Source organism: Clostridium sp. JS66, from assembly GCF_033561535.1.
GTDB classification, from domain to species: Bacteria; Bacillota; Clostridia; order Clostridiales; family Clostridiaceae; genus Clostridium_AM; species Clostridium_AM carboxidivorans.
In genome coordinates this window covers 3,353,438-3,372,808 of record NZ_CP131467.1, presented here as the reverse complement: position 1 = coordinate 3,372,808, position 19,371 = coordinate 3,353,438, and the positions used below count along the sequence as shown (strand labels likewise).

15 protein-coding genes are annotated in these 19,371 nt (G+C 30.2%); all 15 read left to right on the top strand.

Translation table 11 applies throughout. The annotated features are described in order from the left end of the window. Positions 1-60 precede the first annotated feature (60 nt). The 15 genes from Q6H37_RS15640 to Q6H37_RS15570 all read left to right on the top strand — a co-directional run bounded on the left by Q6H37_RS15640 (position 61) and on the right by Q6H37_RS15570 (position 19,363). Positions 61-1,185, top strand: coding sequence for a GntR family transcriptional regulator (locus Q6H37_RS15640; protein ID WP_318733788.1), 1,125 nt, complete (start codon positions 61-63; stop codon positions 1,183-1,185). Positions 1,186-1,555: 370 nt separating this feature from the next. Beyond that, positions 1,556-3,226 (top strand): ribulokinase, encoded by a 1,671-nt coding sequence (locus Q6H37_RS15635; protein ID WP_318733787.1) that lies wholly within the window; start codon positions 1,556-1,558, stop codon positions 3,224-3,226. 19 nt (positions 3,227-3,245) lie between these two features. Continuing rightward, a complete protein-coding gene (locus Q6H37_RS15630) occupies positions 3,246-3,935 on the top strand; it encodes an L-ribulose-5-phosphate 4-epimerase (RefSeq protein ID WP_318733785.1) in 690 nt (229 codons plus the stop codon). A gap of 223 nt (positions 3,936-4,158) precedes the next feature. Continuing rightward, positions 4,159-5,364: a response regulator gene (locus Q6H37_RS15625; protein WP_318733783.1), complete on the top strand. Its 1,206-nt coding sequence runs from the start codon at positions 4,159-4,161 to the stop codon at positions 5,362-5,364. Beyond that, positions 5,365-6,366 (top strand): substrate-binding domain-containing protein, encoded by a 1,002-nt coding sequence (locus Q6H37_RS15620; protein WP_318733781.1) that lies wholly within the window; start codon positions 5,365-5,367, stop codon positions 6,364-6,366. A gap of 159 nt (positions 6,367-6,525) precedes the next feature. Next, a complete protein-coding gene (locus Q6H37_RS15615; protein ID WP_318733779.1) occupies positions 6,526-7,524 on the top strand; it encodes an ABC transporter substrate-binding protein in 999 nt (332 codons plus the stop codon). A gap of 102 nt (positions 7,525-7,626) precedes the next feature. Further along, a complete protein-coding gene (locus Q6H37_RS15610; protein ID WP_318733777.1) occupies positions 7,627-9,162 on the top strand; it encodes a sugar ABC transporter ATP-binding protein in 1,536 nt (511 codons plus the stop codon). Next, complete coding sequence (locus Q6H37_RS15605) at positions 9,152-10,189, top strand: ABC transporter permease (protein ID WP_318733775.1); 1,038 nt, start codon at positions 9,152-9,154, stop codon at positions 10,187-10,189. Before Q6H37_RS15610 ends, Q6H37_RS15605 begins: the two co-directional genes overlap by 11 nt. Next, positions 10,186-11,190, top strand: a complete 1,005-nt coding sequence (yjfF, locus tag Q6H37_RS15600; protein ID WP_318733773.1) for a galactofuranose ABC transporter, permease protein YjfF — start codon at positions 10,186-10,188, stop codon at positions 11,188-11,190. The genes Q6H37_RS15605 and yjfF overlap by 4 nt, the downstream gene beginning before the upstream one ends. Positions 11,191-11,269: 79 nt before the next feature. Next, a complete protein-coding gene (locus tag Q6H37_RS15595; protein ID WP_318733769.1) occupies positions 11,270-13,036 on the top strand; it encodes a sensor histidine kinase in 1,767 nt (588 codons plus the stop codon). 861 nt (positions 13,037-13,897) lie between these two features. Continuing rightward, positions 13,898-14,866 carry a sugar ABC transporter substrate-binding protein gene (locus Q6H37_RS15590; RefSeq protein WP_318733767.1) on the top strand — a complete coding sequence of 323 codons (969 nt, stop codon included), beginning with the start codon at positions 13,898-13,900 and terminating at the stop codon, positions 14,864-14,866. An 88-nt stretch (positions 14,867-14,954) separates the two neighbouring features. Further along, positions 14,955-16,445: a sugar ABC transporter ATP-binding protein gene (locus tag Q6H37_RS15585; RefSeq protein WP_412523859.1), complete on the top strand. Its 1,491-nt coding sequence runs from the start codon at positions 14,955-14,957 to the stop codon at positions 16,443-16,445. A gap of 1 nt (position 16,446) precedes the next feature. After that, positions 16,447-17,439, top strand: a complete 993-nt coding sequence (locus Q6H37_RS15580) for an ABC transporter permease subunit (RefSeq protein WP_318733765.1) — start codon at positions 16,447-16,449, stop codon at positions 17,437-17,439. A gap of 24 nt (positions 17,440-17,463) precedes the next feature. Then, the gene (locus tag Q6H37_RS15575; RefSeq protein ID WP_318733763.1) at positions 17,464-18,483 is read left to right on the top strand and encodes a carbohydrate kinase family protein; all 1,020 of its coding nucleotides are present in this window, start codon (positions 17,464-17,466) and stop codon (positions 18,481-18,483) included. 16 nt (positions 18,484-18,499) lie between these two features. Next, positions 18,500-19,363, top strand: coding sequence for a class II fructose-bisphosphate aldolase (locus tag Q6H37_RS15570; RefSeq protein ID WP_318733761.1), 864 nt, complete (start codon positions 18,500-18,502; stop codon positions 19,361-19,363). Positions 19,364-19,371 lie beyond the last annotated feature (8 nt).

The following is a 19,371-nucleotide window of genomic DNA, read 5'->3' as shown; positions in this document are numbered from 1 at the left end:
TATGTAAAATTAAATTAATGACACGTACGTATATGTAAAATGTTTAAGAGGTGTAAAAATATGATTTATGATGATGATAAATTACCTAAGTATGCCAAAATAGCTGAATATTTTAAAAAGCTTATGGAATCTGGTGAAATAAAATATGGAGAAAAAATACTTTCAGAAAGTGAAATTGTGGAAAAGTTTAAGGTTAGTAGACATACTGTTAGGCAGGCGCTTATGGAACTAAACAATAGCCAATACATACAAAAGAAACAAGGTAAAGGTACCTTTTGCATTTTTAGGGAAAAGGATAATTCGGTAAAAAATATAGCCGTGCTTACAACTTATATATCTAATTATATATTTCCTACAATTATAAGTGGTATTGAGGAAGTATTAAGTTCCTATGGGTATAATCTAACACTATTTAATACAAATAATGAGAAACAAAAAGAGAGGGAATGCTTACAAAAAATAATTGATAGTGAAGTATTAGGACTTATTGTTGAACCTACTAAAAGTGCACTTGAAAATACAAATTTAGATTTATATAGAGAACTAGAAAAAAGAAGCATACCTTATATTATGATTAATGCACAATATGATGCATTAAATCCAGCGTATATAATCATGGATGATATAAAGGGTGGAAATATTATAACAAATTATCTATTACAACTAGGACATAGAGAAATAGCAGGTATATTTAAGTTAGATGATCTTCAAGGTGTAAACAGAAAGCTTGGATATATAAAATCCTTGGAAGAATATAAAATAGAATTAAATAAAGATTATTTAGGAGAATATGAAACTAGTGAAGCAAATTTTTTCCCTTATGAATTTACTAGTAATCTACTTAGAAAAAGTAACAGACCATCATCAATAGTTTGTTATAACGATCAAATAGCAGTACAAGTTTTACAGGCTATACGAGATATGGGATATAGTGTTCCTGAAGATATTTCTATTGTTGGATATGATGATTCAGATTTGGCTACTGCAACAGAAGTAAAGCTTACAACTATTAGGCATCCTAAGCAGGAAATGGGAAGAAGGGCAGCTAGATTTTTAATGAATATGATTGAAAAAAAGGAAGAAAAATTAGAATATATCTACAAGCCAGAGCTTATAGTAAGAAATTCTGCAATTGTTAAAGGTACTCAGCTTAATAAAGAACGTTCTAGTATAATAAATAAGTAGCATACAATTTGTGAAATTTTGGATTAAAAACAATAATTAGTTTTGCTATTGTAACCAAATTATACTTGATTTTGAAAATTATTTTATAATGGTATTTATTTAGAAAATTTTTCATGGTTGAAGGATTTTTTAATAATGTGAAGAATAATATAATATTAGATGTACGTACAACATTTGGTGATTGTACTTATATTGATAATTCGAATTAATCAACCTGTAAGTAAGTGTCATAAAGAGTTTATTTTTAGATAAGTATATATCAATAAATCATCCTTTAAAGTTTATATTTGTGAAAACGTATACACAAAACTACTTAGCAGTATATTTATTAAATTAAAAATATTATTAATAACATTTTAGGAGGTAAATTATGAGTAAGTATGTTATAGGTGTTGATTTTGGAACGCAATCTGGTAGGGCTGTTGTTATATCGGTAGATGATGGTAAACAACTAAGTGAAGCGGTTACTCCTTATAGGGATGGAGTAATTGATGAATTTTTGCCAGGCACAGACATTAAACTTTCATCAGATTGGGCTCTTCAAAATCCAGATGACTATATTGATGTGTTATTTACTGCAGTACCTGAAGCTATTAAAAAATCCGGAGTAAATAAAGGTGACATTGTAGGAATAGGCATAGATTTTACAGCATGTACTATGATGCCAGTATCAAAGGATGGTAAGGTTTTATGCCAAATGGAAGAATTTAAAAATAACCCGCATGCATGGATTAAATTATGGAAGCATCATGCAGCTCAATCAGAAGCAAATAAATTAAATGAAATTGCCAAGGAGAGGGGAGAGGATTTCCTTCAGAGATATGGTGGTAAAATATCTTCTGAATGGTTAATACCAAAAATATGGCAAATATTAAATGAAGCACCAGAGATTTATAATAAAGCAGATAAATTTATGGAGGCTACAGATTGGGTTACTATGCAGATGACAGGAGTGGACATTAAAAATAGCTGTACTGCAGGATATAAAGCCATTTGGAATAAAAGAACAGGATATCCTTCAAAAGAATTTTTTAAAGCATTAGATCCAAAACTTGAAAATTTAGTAGAGCAAAAGCTAAATAGTAAAATAGTGTCCATAGGAAGTAAAGCAGGAGAGCTTATAAAAGAAATGGCAGATAATATGGGCCTTAATTCAGGAACAGCTGTCTGTGTAGGAAATGTGGATGCACATGTATCAGCACCAGCAGTCAACGTAGTTGAACCAGGTAATATGCTTATGATTATGGGAACATCCATATGTGACATACTTTTAGGAACTGAAGAAAAGATGGTACCAGGAATGTGTGGTGTAGTTGAAGATGGAGCTGTGCCAGGTTTTTTTGCATATGAAGCAGGACAATCAGCTGTAGGAGATATATTTGAATGGTATGTAGACAATTGTGTACCAGAAGAATATAAAAAGGAAGCTTTAGAAAAGGGAGTTAATATACATTCTCTATTAGAAGAAAAAGCTTCAAAATTAAAACCAGGCGAAAGCGGTCTACTTGCTCTTGATTGGCTAAATGGTAATAGATCAGTACTAGTTGATACAGACTTAACAGGAATTATCTTGGGACTTACTCTTTTAACCAGACCGGAGGAAATATATAGGTCATTAATTGAAGCTACTGCTTATGGCAAGAATATGATAATAGAAACTTTTGAAAATTCAGGAGTGCCTATTAAAGAACTTTATGCTTGTGGAGGACTTCCACAAAAAAATAAAATGCTTATGCAAATATATTCTGATGTAACAAATAAAAGAATAAATATATCTGCATCTCCTCAAACACCAGCGTTGGGTGCAGCAATGTTTGCAGCAGTGGCGGCTGGAAAAGAGAAGGGTGGATATGATGATATATTTGAAGCAGCTAAAAATATGGCCAAGCTTAAAGAAGAGTATTATGAACCTATTAAAGAAAATGTAGAAATATATAAGAAGTTATATAATGAGTACAAAAAGCTTCATGACTATTTTGGAAGAGGGGAAAATAATGTAATGAAGACTTTAAAAAATATAAAAAGTGAAGTAAGCAAGTAAAACTTTTTGGAGGTAAAAAATGTTAGAAGATTTAAAAAGCAGAGTGCTAGAAGCAAATTTAGAATTAGTTCGTAAAAATCTTGTTATATATACATGGGGAAATGTAAGTGGAATAGATAGGGAAAGTGGACTTGTTGTTATAAAACCAAGCGGGGTAGATTATGATGAGCTTAAAGTGGATGATATGGTAGTAGTTGATCTTCAAGGAAAAGTAATTGAGGGACATTTTAAGCCTTCTTCAGATACTCCTACACATCTGGTATTGTATAGGGCTTTTAAAGAAATAGGAGGAGTAGTCCACACCCATTCAGAATGGGCCACTAGTTTTGCTCAAGCAGGATTAAGTGTGCCGGCATTTGGTACAACTCATGCAGATTATTTTTATGGAGAAATACCATGTACAAGAGCCATGACTGAAGGAGAGATAAAGGGAGAATATGAAAAAGAAACAGGTAACGTAATAGTGGAAACATTTAAAAATATTAATCCTTTATTTATTCCAGGAGTATTGGTAAATGGTCATGGTCCATTTAGTTGGGGAAAAGATTGTGATGAAGCTGTTTATAATTCAGTGGTAATGGAACAAGTATCTAAAATTGCCTTTAATACAATTAATTTGAAAGGAAATAGAAATCCTATGGATCAGGTATTGCTAGATAAACATTTTTTAAGAAAGCATGGAAAGAATGCTTATTATGGACAAAAATAATTAATTTTACATTTTAAATAAAATATAGAGAGTGTTATAAATGATAAGTGTTTTGTTGCATTGCTTATTTAATGTGATGAAACACTTATTGTCGTGTTTAAAAATAAATTTAATACTATGTTACATATATTTCATTTTATACAATTATTTCAAATGATTGATTAAAATTTACCAAAATAGTAAAATGTAATTATGAAGATTTTTTCATTTGGAGGTTAGTATAATGTATAGACTTCTAATTGCTGATGATGAAGCAAGAATAAGAAAGGGACTTAAAAACTCAATTAATTGGACTGAACTAGATATTGAAATAGTAGGAGAGGCAGAGGATGGAGAAATAGCATTAAAACTTGTGAAAGAGTTAAATCCTCATATAATAATGCTAGATATATGTATGCCATTTTTAAATGGGCTAGAGCTTATAAAAAAATTAAAGAATGTAAATGAAAAATCTATTATTATAATAGTTACAGGATATGATCAATTTGAATATATGCATGAAGCATTGAAGTTAAAAGTTTTTGACTATATTTTAAAGCCAGTTAACAGAGAAAATTTAAAAGATACTATTCTGAAGGCTGTACAGGAATTAAGTAAAATTGAAAGAAAAAGGAATTATTTAAATTGGACAAGCAGGCAGGTAGATGAAAACTTGAATTCATTAAGACAAGTGTTTTTTAATAATTGGTTTAAAGATAAATTAGCATATAAGGACATAATAGATGAACTAAAATTTTTAAAAATTAAATTTTCAGAACATATAGGGATGATATCAATAAAAGTAGTTGAAAAGTTTAAATTAGAGTTGTACGTTAAAAATTGGGATAGAGAACTATTAAATTTTGCAATAATTAATATAGCTTGTGACTTATTGGAAAAATTTGAACCTGAAGCAGTATTTATTGATGAAAATAACAACATTATCATTTTTACAAATATATGCAGTAGCAGCCGGTGGTATAATTTAGGTGCTGAATTAGAAGAAAAAGTATATTCTTACCTTGGATATATTGTAGTAACAGAACAAGAAAAAATATTAAATGGTATTAATGAAGTGAAAGGCATTTATAACAAGCTGGTGGATAAAATAAATGAAAAAACTCAATGTAAGCCAGTAGTGCTTTTGACAATGAAGTATATTAATAAAAATTACCATGTAAATGATTTGAATCTTCAAAGTGTTGCAGATCAGTTCAATGTAAGCTCTTCATACTTAAGTAAACTTATAAAGCAAGAAATAGGAATATCATTCAGTGATTATATTACTAATATAAGAATTAAAAAGGCAATATGCTTTATGGAGGATCCTAAAATGAAAATTTATGAAGTAGCAGAGTCAGTTGGTTATAGTAATCAGCATTATTTTTGTAAGGCTTTTAAAAAAGTTATAGGAGTTTCTCCTACAGAATATCGTGGAGGTAATGTATAATTGATAGGAAAATTAAGATTTAATGTTGTTATTTTTTTATCATTAATTATTGTTTTCCTTATTTTATTTTCACTAATTACTATAGAAAATAATAGAATTAAAAATTCTGACTCAGTAGAATATGTTATTGGAATGTCTCAAGCTAATTTATATGAACCCTGGAGAATTTCAATGAATGAGGAAATAGTTAATGAGGCTAAAAAGTATAAAAATATAAAAGTTATCTATAAGGATGCAGGTGGAGATACTAATAAACAAAAAAAGGACATTGATGAATTATTAGACAGCGGAATAGACCTTTTAATTGTATCAATAAATGATTCTGAAAAATTGACTCCAGCAGTGAGTAAGGCTTATAAATCAGTGCCTGTAGTGGTATTAGATAGAGCTGTAGAAGGATATAACTATAGCGTATATATAGGACCAGATAATGAAAATATAGGTAGAGAAGCTGGAAAAATGGTAGTGGATCTTATGGGAAATAATGAAGGAAGAATTGTAGAAGTTCAAGGGTTATTAAATTCTCATCCGGATATTGATAGAAGTAAAGGTTTTAGAGAAGCCATAAAGCAGTATAACAATATTAAAATAGTGAGGACGGTTATAGGTGAATGGCAAAAAGATGAAGCAGAAGATAAAATTACACAAGTATTGGAGGAAGATAAAAATATAGATGTTATCTTTGCACATAGTGATTATATGGCATTAGGTGCTTATAAAGCAGCATATAAATTAGGAATTCATGATATAAAAATAATTGGAGTTGATGGCCTTACAGGTGAAAATGGAGGGCTAGATTTGGTTTCAAGAGGGATATTGGAGGGTACTTTTACTTGTTCAACAGGAGGTAAAGAGGCAGTGGAGTGTGCTTTAAATATTTTAAATAAAAAAAAGAAAATCCAGAAAAAAATAATATTAAAAAGTGATAAGATTACAAAAAGTAATGTAAATGAATATCTAAATAATAAATTTAAATACTTGAGAGATAATTCTAAATCGTAAAAAAATATTTTAATTCCTTAAAAATTTTGTAATACATTTATTTATGTTATAAATAAACTTTAAAGTATAAAAAATAACCTCATATTACCAATACAGTAAAAATAAAACATGGTATCATTATATTGTAATATAAATGATTAGTTATGGGGGGATTGAAAAATGAAATTTAAAAAGTTAGCGGCATTGGCAAGCAGCGTAATTCTTGCAACATCTATATTTGCAGGATGTGGAGGAAGTTCTAGTTCTACTAGTACAAGCAGCAGTGATTCAAGCAAGAAAAAAGTTGTAATAGGTTTTGCTCAGGTTGGTGCTGAAAGCGGTTGGAGAACTGCTGAAACAAATTCTATAAAGGAAATTCCAAAGCTAGATCCGAATGTTGATTTGAAATTTTCAGATGGACAACAAAAGCAAGAAAATCAAATAAAAGCTATAAGATCATTTATAGCTCAAAAGGTTAGTGTAATTGCTTTGGATCCAGTTGTTGAAACAGGTTGGGATACAGTATTAAAAGAAGCAAAAGATGCTAAAATACCAGTTGTAATAGTTGATAGAGGTGTAAAGGTTTCCGATGAATCTCTTTATACTTGCTTCCTAGGTTCAGACATGGAGGAAGAAGGAAAGAGAGCTGCAAAACTTATAATAGATCACTTTGGTAAAGATGCAAAACTTAACATAGCTGAACTTCAAGGAACTGTTGGTTCTAGTGCAATGGTTGGACGTCAAAAAGGATTTAATGAAACTATCAAAGATTGTCCTAATTACAAAATAATAAAATCTCAAACAGGTGATTTTACACGTGCAAAAGGTAAAGAAGTTATGGAAGCTTTCTTAAAATCAGATGGAGACAAAATTAATGTATTATGGTCTCACAATGATGATATGGGTGTTGGAGCTATACAAGCTATAGAAGAATACGGCAAGAAGCCAGGTAAAGACATTTTTATAGTTTCAGTAGATGGTATTAAAGATATGTTCCAAATGATGGCTGATGGAAAATCTAATGGTATAGTTGAATGTAACCCACTTTTAGGACCTCAGTTATTGGAAACTGCAAAAGCTGTAGTAGCAGGTCAAAAAGTAGAGAAAAACATAAAATCAAAAGAAAGCGTTTTCACACAAGATCAAGCTAAGAAAGAGTTACCTAATAGAAAATATTAGTCATAAGTTCTTAAGTGTAAGAGCATGGATGCTTTAATAGTATCCAGCTCTTATATTATAAACTTTTTTAATACATTTTGTTCCAAGGGAGGGTAAATTTTAATGCTGAATAATGATATAATTTTAGAAATGAAAAATATTTCCAAATCATTTCCTGGAGTCAAAGCTCTTTCAAATGTAAATTTTCAGCTAAAAAAGGGTGAAATTCATACACTTATGGGGGAAAATGGAGCAGGTAAATCAACACTTATTAAAGTTCTTACAGGAGTTTATGAAATAGATGAAGGTAATATAATTTTAAATGGAGAAGAAATTAAAATTACATCTACAAAGGATGCTCAGGAACGTGGAATAAGTACTGTTTATCAGGAAATAAATTTATGCTCTAATTTAAGCGTAGCCGAAAACATTTATATTGGTCGTGAACCAAAAAAAAGAGGTAGCATTGATTGGAATACAATGAATAAGAATGCAGCAAAATTGCTGGAAGAAAGGCTTAATTTAAAAATTGATGTAAAAAAAATACTATCATCCTATTCTGTTGCAATTCAGCAAATGGTTGCAATTGCACGTGCGGTTGATATTTCAAGGGGAATATTGATACTTGATGAACCTACATCAAGCTTGGATGATAATGAAGTAAAAAAGTTATTTGAAGTTATGAGAAAATTAAAGGCTGAAGGCATGTCAATGATATTTGTAACTCATTTCTTGGATCAGGTTTATGAAATATCAGATAGAATAACTGTACTTAGAAATGGTAATTTGATTGGAACATATGATGCTGAAAAACTTACCCGTATAGATTTAGTATCTAAAATGATTGGAAAAGATTTAGAAGAAATGAATAAACTCAATAATTCAATAAAAAAATCAAAAGTACAATCAGAAATAGAGTATTTAGTAAAGACTCATGAATTAGGAAGAAAAGGAACAATGGAACCTTTTAACATAGAAATTAAATCTGGAGAAGTTCTTGGATTTGCAGGGTTGCTTGGTTCTGGAAGAACTGAAACTGCTAAATTGATATTTGGTATAGATAAATCAGATCATGGCACTATTACTATTTCAGGTAAGGATTATTCTTATATTTATCCTCAAAAAGCAATTGAACAAGGATTTGGTTTTTGTCCAGAAGATAGAAAGGTTGCAGGTGTAGTTGGAGATCTTACAATAAGAGAGAATATTATATTAGCTCTTCAAGCTAAGATGGGTATATTTAAATATTTACCAATGAAGAAGCAAAAAGAAATTGCAGAAAAGTATATAGATTTGTTAAGTATTAAAACGCCTAGTATGGAACAGAAAATTAATAATTTAAGTGGTGGAAATCAACAGAAGGTTATTTTGGCCAGATGGCTTGCAACAGATCCTAAGTTGTTAATTCTTGATGAACCAACAAGAGGTATTGATGTAGGGGCAAAAGGGGAAATACAAAAATTGATTTTAAAATTAGCTGAAAGTGGAATGACAATTTTATTCATATCTTCTGAACTTCAAGAAATAGTAAGATGTTGTGATAGGATATTTATACTTAGGGATAGAAAAATCATAGGAGAATTAGTTGATGATGATATACAGGAAGACAATATTATGAAGACTATTGCAGAAGGAGGAGAGGGTAATTATGCAAGCTAAATCAGAAAGCATTTTTTTGAAATTTTATCACAATCAAATATTTTGGCCTCTTGTATGTTTGCTTGGAATGATTTTGTTTAATTTTATTGCAAGACCAGGTTTTTTAAGTATACAAATTAAGGATGGACATTTGTTTGGAAGTTTGATAGATATACTTAATCATTCAGCTCCTCTTATTCTGATTTCGTTAGGTATGACAATAGTTATTGCTACTCAAGGCATAGATATTTCAGTTGGTTCTATAATTGCTATAAGTGCAGCTGTTTCAGCTACTGTTATAGTAAGAGGAGGCAGTGTACCTGCAGCTATAGTTGCAGGATTAATTGTAGGTTTACTATGCGGTATATGGAATGGGGTTTTGGTTGCCTATATTGGAGTTCAACCAATGGTCGGCACACTAATATTATATATAGTTGGTAGGGGGATAGCTCAATTAGTAACAGGTGGGCAGATTTTAACTTTTACAAATAAAGCGTTTATTTTTATAGGTACAGGTTATTGGTTCATTCCTGTTGCAGTATATATAGCTGCATTGCTTGTATTTATTGTGTGTTACTTAATGAGGCGAACGGCACTAGGATTGTTTGTAGAATCAATTGGAGTTAATAATAATGCCAGCAGATACTCAGGAATAAATTCTAAAAAAATTATTTTTTTCCTTTATGTTATTTGCGGTATTCTTGCAGGTATAGCAGGTATAATTATATGTTCTAATATTAAAAGTGCAGATGCTAATAACGCAGGCTTGTGGTTAGAGCTCGATGCAATTCTTGCTACAGTTATAGGAGGAACTTCCATGGCTGGTGGAAGATTTTATTTAGGAGGAACGGTAGTAGGTGCTATATTTATACAAACATTAACCACTACTATTTACAGTTTAGGGGTAGCACCTGAAGTTACACTTGTTGTTAAAGCAATTGTTGTTATAATAGTATGTTTGATACAAACTGATAACTTTAGAAAATACTTTAAGAATATTAATAAAAGAAACAAAAACAGTATAGATAAGGAGGCGGCTAGTATATGACAGAAAAGTCTTCTAAAGGAATAAAACTTAAATTAAATAAAGAATATATTTCAATTTATGCAACTATAGCATTATTTTTACTACTATTTTTGATTGGATCTATATTTTTTAATGGTTTCTTTTCACTGCAGGTATTGTCAAATTTATTTATAGATAATGCTTATTTAGTAGTAGTAGCCATAGGTGAAACATTAACCATACTTACAGCTGGTATTGACTTATCTGTAGGAGCAATGATAGCTTTTGTAAGTATGATTACTTCAGATTTACTTAGAAAAGGTGTTAATCCATATTTAGTTATTCTTTTTGTATTATTTGTTGGAATTGTTTTCGGCACAGTACAAGGTATTTTAATACAAAAATTTAACTTACATCCATGGATTGTAACCTTGGCAGGTATGTTTTTTGCAAGAGGATCAAGTTACCTTATAAGTATAGATACTATAACTATCAACAATCCTACGTTTACAAAAATTTCAGCTTTTAGAATACCAATTGCGCCAGGGGCATTTGTTTCAATTAATGTAATTGTCAGCTTGATAATAGTTGTATTAGCAGTGTATATTTTAAAGTATACAAGGTTTGGAAGAACAGTGTATGCTATAGGAGGCAATGAAAATTCAGCATTACTTATGGGACTTCCTGTTGCAAGAACCAAAATACTTGTTTATACATTGTCAGGATTTTGTTCTTCACTAGGCGGATTACTTTTTACTATATACACTCTTTCTGGATATGGATTACATTGTAATGGTATGGAAATGGATGCTATTGCAGCCTGTGTTGTAGGTGGTATAATTCTTACAGGGGGTTTTGGTTATGCCATAGGACCTTTATTTGGTGTTTTAACTACAGGTATAATTCAAAGTCTTATAATGTTTAATGGTACACTTAATTCATGGTGGACAAAAATTGCAGTAGGAATGCTTTTATTCATATTTATAGCATTACAAAGGATTATTGTAATTAGAGATGAAAAGAAAAAAATTGTTACAAATTAATCAAATTTATAACATAAAAATATTGCGAAGCAAAGCTTCGCAATATTTTTAAAATTAGACTATACTAGGGGGAATAAAATTGAAGAAAATAATACGCTTTTTTCTAAATAGCAGTATAGGTGTTAAGCTGATATTTTATTTTTTTCTGGTGATTTTATTGCCTGTAATCACAATAACTACTTTAAGCAACTTGATATATAAAAACTCAATGACTGATGAGCAAAATGCTAATACACAGCAGATGGTTAAACAAATCACAAATAATGTTGATTTTTATATTAAGGATACAGAAAATATAATTAACTATTTATCATATGATCCTACTGTATTAAAATTTTTAAGTACTAATAATATAAATAAGAATAATAGTATTGAGGATGATACTGCTAGGGAAATAACTAGATTTACAACTTTGCATCCTGAAATTGCTGGAATAATAATAGTAAATTCTAATGATATGTATGTGAGTGATACAATGTATAGAATATCAAGAGATCCACTTACAGGTGAAAAGTGGTATACTCAGGCAACCCAAAGTCCTAATAACGTACAGCTTTTTAGTAAGCCTGTAGGACGTAATATCAATAATATTTTTGAATATTGTGCAGATGATGTAGTTTCTATGTCAAAAGCAATAATAGATAAAAAAACTGGAAATTGTATAGGAGTAATCCTTATAGATATGAAATTGGATGTTATTAAAAGTGTTATTGAAAGTATTAAACCTGGAAAAACAGGTTTTGTGTATATTTTGGATTCAAATGGAGAAATAGTATATGCTCCAGTTAATCCAGTGGTCTATAGGATTAAGAAGCAGTGGTTTTTGGATAAAAGAAATGGAATTATCATTAAAAGTATAAAAAATAAGAATTATGAATTAATGGATATAGATTCCCAGTATACAAAGTGGAAGACCGTAGGGGTATTTCCACTGGATGAAAGTTTAAAAGCAATGATGTACATAAAATATTATTCATTAATTATTGCAATAGTAACTTTAATATTAGCTGGAATATTAGCTATAATTTTTACAAAAACAATAGTTAATCCAATTACAAAATTGAGAAGGCTTATGAAAAAAACTGAAGAGGGAAATTTTGATATTCAGTTTAATAGCAAGTATAATGATGAAATAGGACAACTTGGAAATTCTTTTAATAATATGATTAGAGAAATTAGAAATTTAATAAAATTAGTTCATATTGAAGAAAGAAATAAAAGAAAGGCAGAAATAAATATTTTACAATCACAGATAAAACCGCATTTTATTTATAATACATTAGATACTATACAATGGATGGCACAGGAACATGAAGCAGAAGATGTTGTTGAAATGGTTGAAAATTTAACAAACCTTTTAAGAATTGGATTAAATAATGGTGATGAAATTATAAAATTAAAATATGAAATAAAACACGTGGAAAGCTATTTGACCATTCAAAAGGTTAGATATGAAGATAAAATAAATTATGAAATCAATATAGATGAAAATATTCTTGAAAATAATGTAATTAAATTGATACTTCAACCTTTAGTTGAAAATGCAATTTATCATGGCATAAAGGAAAAAAGAGGAAGGGGAAAAATAATTATTAAGGGTTCTATAGAAAATGGGAAAATTCATATTAAAATAATTGATAATGGAATAGGAATTAAAAAAGATAAATTAAGAGAAATTAATAATTTACTAAAAGAAAAGGATTCTTCTAAAAGAAAAATTGGTTATGGCAGCTTTAATGTAAATGAAAGAATAAGATTGAACTATGGAGAAGAATATGGTATTTATTATACTAGCAAATATGGTAAATGGACTGTTGTTCATATATGGCATCCAATATTAAAATGAATTTAAAGGGTACTGTCTGTTAAATATAGATAGTATCCTATTTTATTTATTACAAAAATGATTGTACGTACGTTTAAAAATATAGCTCCATATAACAAATGGCTATAGAATACAAAAATATTTTAAAAATTTTTTTGTATACTTGTAGTAAGTCGTAAAAAGTTGATATATGCGAGACTTAGTTATTTTAATATATACAAGTTATTATTATTTTTTAGCAAATTTTTTAAAAATTTTTACACTTTCATATTGACATTACAATAAAATTATGTAAAATTAAATTAACAACACGTACGTATGTGTAGAAAATTCAGAACATAAAAGTATTATACATAATCATAGGAGATTATAGGAATCAATGGATGTATTAAAATGACATAAATTGTTGTAGTGAGATGTATTTTAAGGTTTACTGAAGATACATCAAAAAATATGATATTTATGTAAAGCTTTTCTATATTGAGGATACTATGATTTAGTGAAAATTTCACAAACATTGTTCATTAAACTTAAGATTAAATATATTAGTAAATAATTAAAGAAGGATTTTTAGAAAATGTGAAGAATATTTATATTTAATGCTAATTAAGAATATTAGTGGAGCATGAAAATAGAAAATACTTATTATCTATGATGTACGTATGAATATATTTTACATGCACTCATATGAATGTGCATAATTTTATGATTTCGTGATCTTTATTCAAATGGCATGTAAACGTTAACTTAAAATAATAGTGAAAGCAGATACTTTATGAAATTAAAGTGGACAAGGATCAATTTAACTATAGCTAAGTTTAACTATAGTTTATTGATAAATTAACAAAAGGGTTTAATAAAAAATCTTAAGGGGGAAACGTTATGAAAAAAGCAAGAAAAATACTAGGTCTCGTATTGTCACTTTCCTTAGTAGTTGGATTATTTGTAGGCTGTGGTTCTAGTTCATCAGGATCATCACAAGCTTCATCTACTAAGAAAAAACACAAATTTGGTTATACTTGTATGACAATGAATAACCCATTCTTCCAAGTGCTTGAAAAATCTATAAGAGCAGAAGTAGAAAAGAATGGAGATCAACTTATCACTATGGATCCAGCAATGGATGTTTCAAAACAAATTGATCAAATAAATGATATGATTACGCAGGGCGTTGATGCAGTATTCCTAAATCCTGTTGATTGGGAAGGTGTTAGACCAGGACTTGAAGCTTTAAAGAAGGCTAACATTCCAATAATCAACTTTGATACAGAAGTTAAAGATATGAGTTATGTAACTGCTTACGTTGGTTCTGATAACAAAAATGCAGGTAAAGTATGTGGAGATGATCTTGTAAAGAGATACCCAAATGGTGGTAAAATAGCTGTACTTGATAGTCCTACAATGAATTCTATTAATGATAGAATAGCTGGTTTCAAGAGTGCTATTGAAGGAAAGAACTTTACAATAGTTGCAGAACAAGATGGAAAAGGTGATTTACAGACATCTATGAAATTAACTGATGACATACTTCAATCTCATTCTGATATAGTTGCTATAATGGGTGGAAATGACCCTACAGCTCTTGGTGCTCTTGCAGCATGTAAATCTGCTAAACAATCTAAAATTTTAGTTTATGGTGTAGATGGTTCACCAGATGCTAAAAAAGAAATTGCAAGTGGAGGACAATTTGTTGGAACAGGTGCACAATCTCCAAAGCAGATAGGTGTTAAAGCTACTGAACTTGGATACAAGGTTCTTAATAAACAAAATGTTGAAAAGAAAACACCAGTTCAAACTTTCTTAATCAACAAAGATAATGTTGCTAAATATGGAACAACTGGATGGCAATAATTTAACTTAAAATACTAATGTGAGCTTTATTCAGAGTGTTGAATAAAGCTCATATTATAACATAAATATTGGGAGAAGGTGAAGATATTTGGAAGGCAATTTACTACAAATGAAAAATGTTAACAAACGATTTCCAGGAGTATATGCATTAAAAGGTGTTAACTTTGAACTTAAAAAAGGAGAAGTACATGCTCTGCTGGGTGAAAATGGTGCAGGAAAATCTACATTAATGAAGGTTCTAGGTGGTATATATAGCATTGATGAAGGCGAGATATATATTAATGGAGAAAAAGTAGAAGTTAAATCTGTAAAAGATGCCCAAGCTTTTGGAATTAGTATAATACATCAAGAATTAGTATTGGTTCCATATATGACAGTGGCAGAAAATATTTATTTAGGAAGAGAATTAACTGGTGCTGGTGGATTTGTAGATATAAAATCCATGATAAAGGAAGCACAAAAGTTGTTAGATTCATTTGAATTGAAAATAGATGCAGCTTCTTTAATTGCTGAACTTACAGTTGCTGAACAGCAAATGGTTGAAATAATAAAAGCCATATCTTTTAATTCAAAAATTCTTGTTATGGATGAACCAACATCTTCATTAACTGATAAGGAAGTGGAATTTCTTTTTAAGACAATTAGAAATTTGAAAGAAAATGGTGTTGGTATAGTGTATATATCGCATAGAATGTCAGAACTTTTCGAAATATCAGATAGAATAACTGTAATGAGAGATGGAGAATATATTGGAACAAAGAATACCAAAGAGACAACTAAAGATGAACTGATTGCCATGATGGTAGGTCGTTCACTTACTAATTATTACACGAGAACTTATAATGAACCAGGAGAAACTATTTTAGAAGTAAAAAATTTAAAAAGAGAAGGAGTATTAAATGATGTAAGCTTCCATGTAAAAAAGGGAGAAATTTTAGGTGTGGCTGGTTTGATGGGAGCTGGTCGTTCAGAAGTTATGAGGGCTATTTTTGGGCTTGACTCTATTGATTCAGGTGAAATTTTTGTTGAAGGAAATAAAGTTAATATAAAAAGTCCTAATGATGCTATGGATTATGGAATTGCATTGGTACCTGAAAATAGAAAAGAAGAAGGATTATTCCTTATTCAAAGTGTAAAGTTTAATGCTACTCTAAAAGTTTTAGATAAATTTATTAATTTAATTAGAGTGGATAAAAAGAAAGAAAATGATATAGCTAATAAATATGTAAAAGAAATGTCTATTAAAACTCCTTCTACAGATCAGTTAGTTGGAAATCTTAGTGGTGGTAATCAACAAAAGGTTGTTATTGCTAGATGGCTGGCTACTGAACCTAAGGTTTTAATTTTAGATGAACCTACAAGAGGTGTAGATGTTGCTGCAAAAGCAGAAATATATTTAATAATGAACAAACTAGTGAATTCAGGAGTATCTATTATTATGATATCTTCAGAATTACCTGAAATAATTAACATGAGTGACAGAGTTTTAGTTATGGCAAATGGAAGTGTTTCAGGACAGTTAGTTCGAGGTGAGTTCACACAAGAAAAAATTATGCATTATGCAACAGGAGGAATGTAATATGTCTCTACAAACGGAAACAATAACAAAGGAGAAAAAAGAAAGAAATTTTTTTGTGCAGTTTTTAAGAGAGAATCTTGGAATTTTAATAGGATTCATTGCTCTATGTGGTCTTTTATCATTTATATCACCAGTATTTCTATCACAGAAAAATATAATGAATGTACTTAGACAAACATCTACAAATTTATATTTAGCTTGTGCTATGACTATGGTAATTATTTTAGGAGGAATAGACCTTTCTGTAGGAGCTATAATTGCTTTGTCAGGAGTAATTACAGGTGGGTTAATTGCATTTCAAGGAGCTTCTGTATTTGTAGCTGTAATTGCTGGTTTGTTATCAGGAGTAGTTATAGGTGTATTTAATGGATTAGTTGTTGCCAAAACTACTATACCACCTTTTATAGTTACTTTAGCAACTATGAATATAGCTCGAGGAGCTGCTTATGTATATACTGGTGGAAAACCAATACGTGTTATGTCGGATGGATTTAACTTTATAGGATCAGGATATGTATTTAATTTCCTTCCAACTCCAGTATTCTACTTGATTATTATACTTGTTATTTCAGTACTTATAATGAATAAAACAAAATTAGGAAGACATATTTATGCAGTAGGTGGAAATCGTGAAGCTGCAAGGTTTTCAGGTATAAAAATAGATAAAGTACTTTTCTTCCCATATGCTTTTAGTGGACTTATGGCAGCTATTGCTGGTATTGTACTAGCATCTCGTATGTTCTCAGGACAGCCAACTGCAGGTAATGGAGCAGAAATGGACGCCATTGCAGCTGTTGTACTTGGAGGTACAAGCATGAGCGGCGGTTCTGGAAAAATGGGTGGAACTGTAATTGGTGGATTAGTAATAGGAGTATTAAGTAATGGACTTAACCTTATGAATGTTGACTCTTTCTGGCAGTATATAGTAAAAGGTGTTGTAATTTTAATTGCTGTTTATGTAGATGCATTAAAAAAGAAAAAAGCAAAATTTTAGCTTTTAATATTTAGGAGGGAACACATGAAAAAAGGAATTGCTATTGCAGGTAATTTAATAGTGGATAATTTAAAAAAAATTGATGTGTATCCACAAAAATCTAAATTAACTACTATTCGTGAAGTAAATAGTTCTTTAGGTGGTGCTGTGTGCAATTGCATTATGGATTTAGCTAGAATAGATTCTAGTGTTCCTTTGAAAGCAATAGGACTTATTGGTAAAGATGATATGGGAGATTTGGTGCTAAAAACCTTAGGGCAATTTCCAAATATAGATTTAAAAAGAGTTTTAAGACAAGGTAAAACTTCTTTTACAGATGTAATGAGTGACGAAAGTGATAAAACCCGTACTTTCTTCATGTATAGAGGAGTAAGCAGTGAATTTTCAGAAAGACATTTTTCTTTGGAGACTTTGGAGGCAGATATTTTACATATAGGATATATATTACTTTTGGATGGAATGGATGCTGAAGATGAAGAGTATGGAACTGTTATGGCAAGGGTACTCTGCAGGGCTAGGGAAAAAGGCATAAAGACTTCTATAGATGTGGTTAGTGAAGAAAGTGACAGATATAAAAAATTAGTGCCGCCAAGTCTTAAGTATACTGATTATTGTATTCTAAATGAAATTGAATCAGGAAAAACCACAGGGATAAATCTTAGAGATGAAGATGGAAAATTAATTGTGAAAAATATTTTAGACGTTCTTAAAATGTTGATGAACATGGGAGTTAATCAGTGGGCTATTATTCATACTCCAGAATCTAGTTTTGGAATAGATGAAAAGGGAAATTACTATGTAAGACCATCTTTACTTTTGCCAAAAGGATATATTAAAGGAACGGTAGGAGCTGGAGATGCCTATGTAGCAGGGGTATTGTATGCAGCTTATATGGGATATTCCATAGATAGTGCAATGGAAGTTGGTACTGCAACAGCGGCTTGTTCGCTTTCGTCAGTAGACAGTACTAGTGGTGTAAAAAATATACAGAAGATTTTGGAACTATACAGTACCATGCCTAAACAGCCTACATTAGAAATATAAATTGGAGGTAAAAGAAATGTTAGTTAGTCTTTGTAATTTACTTGAGGATGCGGAGAAAAAAGAATATGCAGTAGGTGCATTTAATACTCCAACCTTAGAAGCTGTAAGATCAGTAATAGCTGGAGCAGAAGAATTAAAGGTGCCAGTTATAATTTCTCATGCAGAAGTTCATGAATCAATTGTTCCTATAGAAATAATAGGACCTATTATGCTGCAGGCTGCTAAAGCTGCAAAGGTACCTGTATGTGTCCATTTAGACCATGGCAGTAGTTTGGATTTAATTTATAAAGCAATGGAGCTTGGATTTACTTCAGTAATGTTTGATGGTTCAAGTTTACCTTATGAAAAAAATGTAGAGTTAACATGTCAGGTAGTAAAAGATGCTCATTTAAAAGGAGTTTCTGTAGAAGCAGAACTTGGAATTATGACTACGTCAGGTGTAGGCGGAGAGAAAATTGGAGTAGAGGAAGGCTCAGAAAATAAAGATCTTTACACAAATCCAGATATGGCTGCTGATTTTGTTAAAAAGACAAATATTGATGCTCTTGCAGCTTCCTTTGGTACTGCTCATGGAATATATTTAAAAACTCCAAAGCTGGATTATGAAAGATTAAGTGAAATTCGTAAAAAAGCTCAATTACCTATTGTTATGCATGGTGGATCTGGTGTTAGTGAGGATGATTATCGTAAAGTAATTGAAAGAGGAGTTAGAAAAATCAATTACTATACTTATATGTCTCGTGCTGCAGGAGAAGCCATAAGAAAAAAGATAAATGCTTCAGAAGGTGATGTTTTTTATCATGACATTACTTGTATAGCTATTGAAGCTATGAAGCAGGATGCTATGAAAGCTATGAGAGTTTTCAATAAAATGTGTTAATGCATGCA

Coding starts and splice junctions, on each gene's coding strand:
- Q6H37_RS15605 (WP_318733775.1), top strand. CDS start 9,152: ATGCAAGCTAAATCAGAAAGCATTTTTTTGAAATTTTATCACAATCAA.
- Q6H37_RS15625 (WP_318733783.1), top strand. CDS start 4,159: ATGTATAGACTTCTAATTGCTGATGATGAAGCAAGAATAAGAAAGGGA.
- Q6H37_RS15570 (WP_318733761.1), top strand. CDS start 18,500: ATGTTAGTTAGTCTTTGTAATTTACTTGAGGATGCGGAGAAAAAAGAA.
- Q6H37_RS15580 (WP_318733765.1), top strand. CDS start 16,447: ATGTCTCTACAAACGGAAACAATAACAAAGGAGAAAAAAGAAAGAAAT.
- Q6H37_RS15610 (WP_318733777.1), top strand. CDS start 7,627: ATGCTGAATAATGATATAATTTTAGAAATGAAAAATATTTCCAAATCA.
- Q6H37_RS15630 (WP_318733785.1), top strand. CDS start 3,246: ATGTTAGAAGATTTAAAAAGCAGAGTGCTAGAAGCAAATTTAGAATTA.
- yjfF (WP_318733773.1), top strand. CDS start 10,186: ATGACAGAAAAGTCTTCTAAAGGAATAAAACTTAAATTAAATAAAGAA.
- Q6H37_RS15640 (WP_318733788.1), top strand. CDS start 61: ATGATTTATGATGATGATAAATTACCTAAGTATGCCAAAATAGCTGAA.
- Q6H37_RS15615 (WP_318733779.1), top strand. CDS start 6,526: ATGAAATTTAAAAAGTTAGCGGCATTGGCAAGCAGCGTAATTCTTGCA.
- Q6H37_RS15635 (WP_318733787.1), top strand. CDS start 1,556: ATGAGTAAGTATGTTATAGGTGTTGATTTTGGAACGCAATCTGGTAGG.
- Q6H37_RS15575 (WP_318733763.1), top strand. CDS start 17,464: ATGAAAAAAGGAATTGCTATTGCAGGTAATTTAATAGTGGATAATTTA.
- Q6H37_RS15590 (WP_318733767.1), top strand. CDS start 13,898: ATGAAAAAAGCAAGAAAAATACTAGGTCTCGTATTGTCACTTTCCTTA.